The following is a 4,666-nucleotide window of genomic DNA, read 5'->3' as shown; positions in this document are numbered from 1 at the left end:
TTAACTTCGCCAGCAATTTGTGAATTAAACTCGCTTGCATCAAACTGGGTAATTGGCCCAATACCGGATTTTCCGGCAATCAGGTTATCCCAGCTTGTGTCAACATCGTTCCCGAGTGGGTTGATGGTGGCAACGCCAGTTACTACTACTCTTTTTTCAGTCATATGCTTCATTCCTGGGAAAAAGTGCGCTGTATAAGAGATCAAACCTACCCGCTTCTCTTTAAGCTGCGCAGATGGCACTACCTCATTTAATGTACCATCAAAATAAGCGGGTAAGGCGTCTTATGCAGTGAGCACAAGACGCCTGTATATAAAACGCTGTAACAGTGCGAACTACTGCTGTTTAGCTACGTAGTTGTACGCGTCCTGAACTTTCAGGATCTTCTGTGCGTCGTCGTCGTCGATTTCAATGCCGAACTCTTCTTCCATAGCCATGATGAGTTCAGTAAGGTCGAGGGAGTCAGCGCCGAGGTCTTCAACGAAAGATGCTTCGTTTTTTACTTCTTCTTCAGATACGCCGAGCTGCTCAATGATAATCTGTTTTACTTTTGCTTCTGCAGACATGGATTCCTCCAATGGATTGTTTACTTTTTGTTATTTTGCCTTCTCAAAAGAAAGCAGTAAAGTTCTTTTACGGACGTAAGTCCGTTAGCAGTACATGCCGCCGTTAACGGCAATAACTTGCCCAGTGATGTAGCCAGCACTGTTTGATGCAAGGAAGGCTACTGTATTTGCAATGTCCTCTACGTCGCCCATGCGTTTGAGAGGGATTGCCTTTTCGTATTCACTGCGCACAGTCTCTGGAAGAGCGTTAGTCATATCGGTTTTGATAAAACCAGGGGCAACAGCGTTCACGGTGATATTACGGCTACCGAGTTCTTTTGCCATAGATTTTGTCATACCGATAATACCAGCTTTAGCAGAGCAGTAGTTAGCTTGGCCTGCGTTACCCATCTGACCTACTACAGAAGTAAGGTTGATGATACGGCCGCAGCGCTGTTTACTCATGATTTTTGCTGCTTCTCTACAGGCAACAAAAGCTCCGCGCAGGTTTACGTTAATGACACGATCAAAGTCTTCTGTCTTCATACGAAGGAGGAGACCATCTTTAGTGATGCCAGCGTTGTTCACAAGAACATCAAGCTTCACTTTGTCTTTAATTTCTTCTTTAAAAAATGCTGCAATGTCATCTGGATTGCCAACATCTAATTTGAACGCTTTTGCTTTACCACCAGCAGCTTCAATAGAAGCCGCAACGTTTTCTGCCTCTTCCGGCTTGGAAACGTATGTGAGGTAAACCTGAAATCCGGCTTTACCCAGCTGCTCAGCGATGGATTTGCCAATCCCGCGCGAGCCACCGGTAACCAGTGCAGTTGAAAGTAATTCCATAATTATTCACTTCTGGTTAGGTGTTAAAAGCAATGCCTTATACCCCAAAGAGAGTATAACTTCAATTCCCAAAACTAGCTGTGTAACATAAAAGAATGTTTAACTTTTAGGAAGAGAGTAGCATTAAATAAGATCTCTAGGTTCTAAGCAGGGCTGCACCCCAGGTAAAACCACCGCCGAATGTTGTCAGCAGAATGTTCTTACCAGGTTCTAGTGTGCCGGCTGCTTTGGCCTGTCCGAGTGCAATCGGAATAGATGCAGCGGATGTGTTACCCACTTTATCTACGTTTACTAACACTCGTTCACTATCAATAGTGAGTTTTTTTCCGACCGCTTCGATGATTCTCTTGTTCGCTTGGTGCGGAAGGAGAATATCGATGTCGTCCGGAGTAAGGCCGTTGCGTTCCATAAGAGTGTTACACACGCCTACCATGCTGCGAACAGCATGTTTAAAGACTTCGCGTCCTTGCATCATAATGAAATGCTCTTCAGGGACGGGCTGACCAACCTTATAGGGGTAGGCTGAACCGCCCCCGCGGATTGTCAACAGGTCGCATAAAGAGCCATCAGAGGAAAGTTCGACGTCTACAATAGTTGTAGAATCTTCAGTTGGAGTGGCAGAGATGATTACTGCGCCAGCTCCGTCACCGAAAAGAACGCATGTGTTACGATCTTCCCAGTTAGTACGGGATGACATTGTCTCGCCACCGCACAAAAGAACGTTTGAATTTTCTTCTGTCTGCGCAAGAGAGCTCGCCACCTTTAGCCCGTACACAAAACCGGAACAAGCTGCGGCTAGATCAAGAGCCATAAGGCCTTTTAAGCCAAGCTTGTCCTCTGTGATGCATGCTGTATTTGGGCAGTAAGCATCAGGAGTACAGGTCGCCACAAGAATATGGGATAACTCTTCCCGGTTCATTTTCGCATCGGCAAGTGCAGCTTCTGCTGCCTGAGTAGTAAGGTCGGAAGTTGCCTGACCTTCTGCCACTATGTGGCGCTGCTCAATTCCGGTACGGGTTTTGATCCATTCGTCGCTTGTGTCGACCATCTTTTCGAGGTCGAAGTTAGTTAGAACCTTTTCAGGAACAAATGCTCCGAATCCCCGGATGTAACATTGCTTTTTCATTGCAGTTTCCGGAAAGCCATAAAACGGCGCAGTTACACTGCACCGCCTCAGCTTTAGTTCTTAATAGCTCTACCAAAGCTCGTCAGCTCTTGATTGGCGCTGATGGCTTCGACTAGACGCTCATTTGTTTTTTTGCGTACGAAAATAGATGCCATTTTTACGGCGTTGAAGATAGCTTTATCATTCGAAGCGCCGTGACATACAATCGCGATCCCCTTAAGTCCCAATACTGGTGCGCCGCCATATTCGGCATAGTCCACAATTTTTGCAAACTTTTTAAACGCTTTTCTAGCCAGCAAGGTGCCTATTTTAGCAATTGTACTAGACATCAACTGTCGTTTTAATAGCCGACCCATGGAGGTGCTAAGACCTTCGCTGAGTTTTAAGGCTACGTTACCTACAAAGCCGTCACAGACAACAACATCAACTTCACCAGTAAAAAGGTCACGTCCCTCAACGTTTCCAAGGAAGTTAATATCGTCTGTCAATTTGAACAGATCGTAGGTTTCTTTTACCAGTGTATTCCCTTTGCCTTCTTCTTCACCAATGGAGAGAAGACCAATTCGTGGAGATTCATACTCCAGAAGGTCACGGGCAAAGGCGTTGGCCATAAGGCCAAACTGGAAGAGGTGCTGAGGTTTACAATCTACGTTGGCTCCTACATCGAGTAGAACGATAGGGTTCTTCTCTGTAGGCATTACGCTCGCAAGGGCAGGACGTTCAACGCCAGCAATGCGTCCGATGATAAACATACCGCATGCGACAGTAGCACCGGAGTTACCGGCGCTGACAATGCCATCTGCTTTGCCTTCTTTAACAAGGCGGCATGCAACCTGAATCGACGCATTCTTTTTACGACGAAGAATATCGGAAGGCTTCTCGTCCATTCCTGCCACCTCATCGGTGTGCACTACTTCATAGGCCACCCCTTTAAGGGGCAGCCTATCGAGTTCGGCATTGATTAATTTCTCGTTACCGACAAAAATAACCTTGATACCGAAGGTGCGAGCAGCCTTAATAGCACCTGGGACGTTAACGGACGGTCCAATATCACCGCCCATTGCGTCCACGGCTATAACGGGGATGCTATGCATCGTCCTTACTGATCTGACGACCATTGTAAGAGCCACAAGCTGCACAAACGCGATGCTGAAGTGTTGCTTCGCCACATTCGCAGTATACTACGGAAGGTACAGCCACACGGTGGTGGGAGCGACGCATGCCCTTACGGGATTTGGATACTCTTTTCTTAGGGACAGCCATGACAGATCCTCTCTTTATTCTGCTTTCGAACGAATTCCGAAAGACGTAATCGTTATTTATCCACCTTAAGGTTCCGAAGAACCGCAAAGCGGGGATCGAGTGATGAATCTTCACACTCGCATTTTCCAGTGTTTAAATCTTTGCCGCACTCAGCGCAAAGACCCTTACAGTCTGCCTTACATAAAGGCTTGACCGGAAGGGCGATGACAAATTCTTCCCAAAGAACGCCTGCAATCTCAACTTCGATTCCAGTAATTTCATTGGCGATGCGAACATTAGGTTCGGTATCGTCCGAACTTAGCTCTTCGTCAAGTATGAATACTTCATCAAAATTTTGGTTGATGCTAATTGTAGCGTCTTGAGTGCATCTATTGCATGGCAATGCAACAGAACCTGTCATGCTGCCGTGCAATATACATCCCTGCTCTTGAGGGATGAGGAATAAACGGGCTGCAAACTCTTTCTTTATAGTGTAAGGAAGAGCGAATTCATCAATCGGACTTTGCCATATGGATTGGTCGTTGATGATTATTTCCTTGCCTTCTGGAGGCAAGTCCTTGATTGCTAGCCAAAGTTGTTTCATATTTGTGTCCTCTTGCGGAAGGGGATTTCTACATGCGAGAGCGTTTGTTTGTCAAGAAAAGGGTTGCCTTTTTTGTATCGAGGGTATAATACACCCATCTCTTTGCTTGCGCAGTTGTAGTAAGACTTTTAGATAAGTTCTTCTTGCGTGACAATCAAAGTAATAAATTTTTTTTCTTTAATATACGGAGAATCGCCATGGCTAAAGAATGTGCTATTTGCGGTAAAGGCCCACAGGTCGGTAACAACGTTTCCCACTCACACATTAAAACTAAACGTCGCTTTTTTGCCTAACCTCCAGCGT

The 4,666-nt window shown here is 45.9% G+C and carries 7 protein-coding genes and 1 pseudogene; 1 reads left to right on the top strand and 7 read right to left on the bottom strand.

Going from position 1 to position 4,666, the window contains the following annotated elements; genetic code table 11:
• From MKHDV_RS18470 to MKHDV_RS18440, 7 genes are all read right to left on the bottom strand, one after another.
• A partial coding sequence (locus MKHDV_RS18470) for a beta-ketoacyl synthase N-terminal-like domain-containing protein (RefSeq protein ID WP_305794759.1) occupies positions 1-164 on the bottom strand: 164 nt, incomplete at its 3' end.
• A 171-nt stretch (positions 165-335) separates the two neighbouring features.
• Positions 336-566, bottom strand: coding sequence for an acyl carrier protein (gene acpP, locus MKHDV_RS18465; RefSeq protein WP_160717952.1), 231 nt, complete (start codon positions 564-566; stop codon positions 336-338).
• Between the two features lie 84 nt (positions 567-650).
• Positions 651-1,394 carry a 3-oxoacyl-[acyl-carrier-protein] reductase gene (fabG, locus tag MKHDV_RS18460; RefSeq protein WP_160717954.1) on the bottom strand — a complete coding sequence of 248 codons (744 nt, stop codon included), beginning with the start codon at positions 1,392-1,394 and terminating at the stop codon, positions 651-653.
• A gap of 133 nt (positions 1,395-1,527) precedes the next feature.
• A complete protein-coding gene (locus MKHDV_RS18455; protein WP_160717950.1) occupies positions 1,528-2,517 on the bottom strand; it encodes a beta-ketoacyl-ACP synthase III in 990 nt (329 codons plus the stop codon).
• A gap of 53 nt (positions 2,518-2,570) precedes the next feature.
• Positions 2,571-3,611, bottom strand: coding sequence for a phosphate acyltransferase PlsX (plsX, locus tag MKHDV_RS18450; protein WP_160717948.1), 1,041 nt, complete (start codon positions 3,609-3,611; stop codon positions 2,571-2,573).
• A complete protein-coding gene (gene rpmF, locus MKHDV_RS18445) occupies positions 3,604-3,780 on the bottom strand; it encodes a 50S ribosomal protein L32 (protein ID WP_160717946.1) in 177 nt (58 codons plus the stop codon). The genes plsX and rpmF overlap by 8 nt, the downstream gene beginning before the upstream one ends.
• A gap of 52 nt (positions 3,781-3,832) precedes the next feature.
• A complete protein-coding gene (locus tag MKHDV_RS18440) occupies positions 3,833-4,363 on the bottom strand; it encodes a DUF177 domain-containing protein (protein WP_160717944.1) in 531 nt (176 codons plus the stop codon).
• A gap of 197 nt (positions 4,364-4,560) precedes the next feature.
• Here MKHDV_RS18440 and rpmB point away from each other — a divergent pair.
• A pseudogene (rpmB, locus tag MKHDV_RS18435) lies at positions 4,561-4,666 on the top strand (50S ribosomal protein L28); the annotation flags it as partial.

Source organism: Halodesulfovibrio sp. MK-HDV, assembly GCF_009914765.1.
Lineage (GTDB): Bacteria > Desulfobacterota > Desulfovibrionia > Desulfovibrionales > Desulfovibrionaceae > Halodesulfovibrio.
This window is presented reverse-complemented; position numbering and strand designations above follow the sequence as displayed.

Excerpts from the sequence above, each read along its gene's own strand:
- acpP (WP_160717952.1), bottom strand. The coding sequence starts at position 566 with ATGTCTGCAGAAGCAAAAGTAAAACAGATTATCATTGAGCAGCTCGGC.
- rpmF (WP_160717946.1), bottom strand. The coding sequence starts at position 3,780 with ATGGCTGTCCCTAAGAAAAGAGTATCCAAATCCCGTAAGGGCATGCGT.
- MKHDV_RS18455 (WP_160717950.1), bottom strand. The coding sequence starts at position 2,517 with ATGAAAAAGCAATGTTACATCCGGGGATTCGGAGCATTTGTTCCTGAA.
- plsX (WP_160717948.1), bottom strand. The coding sequence starts at position 3,611 with ATGCATAGCATCCCCGTTATAGCCGTGGACGCAATGGGCGGTGATATT.
- MKHDV_RS18440 (WP_160717944.1), bottom strand. The coding sequence starts at position 4,363 with ATGAAACAACTTTGGCTAGCAATCAAGGACTTGCCTCCAGAAGGCAAG.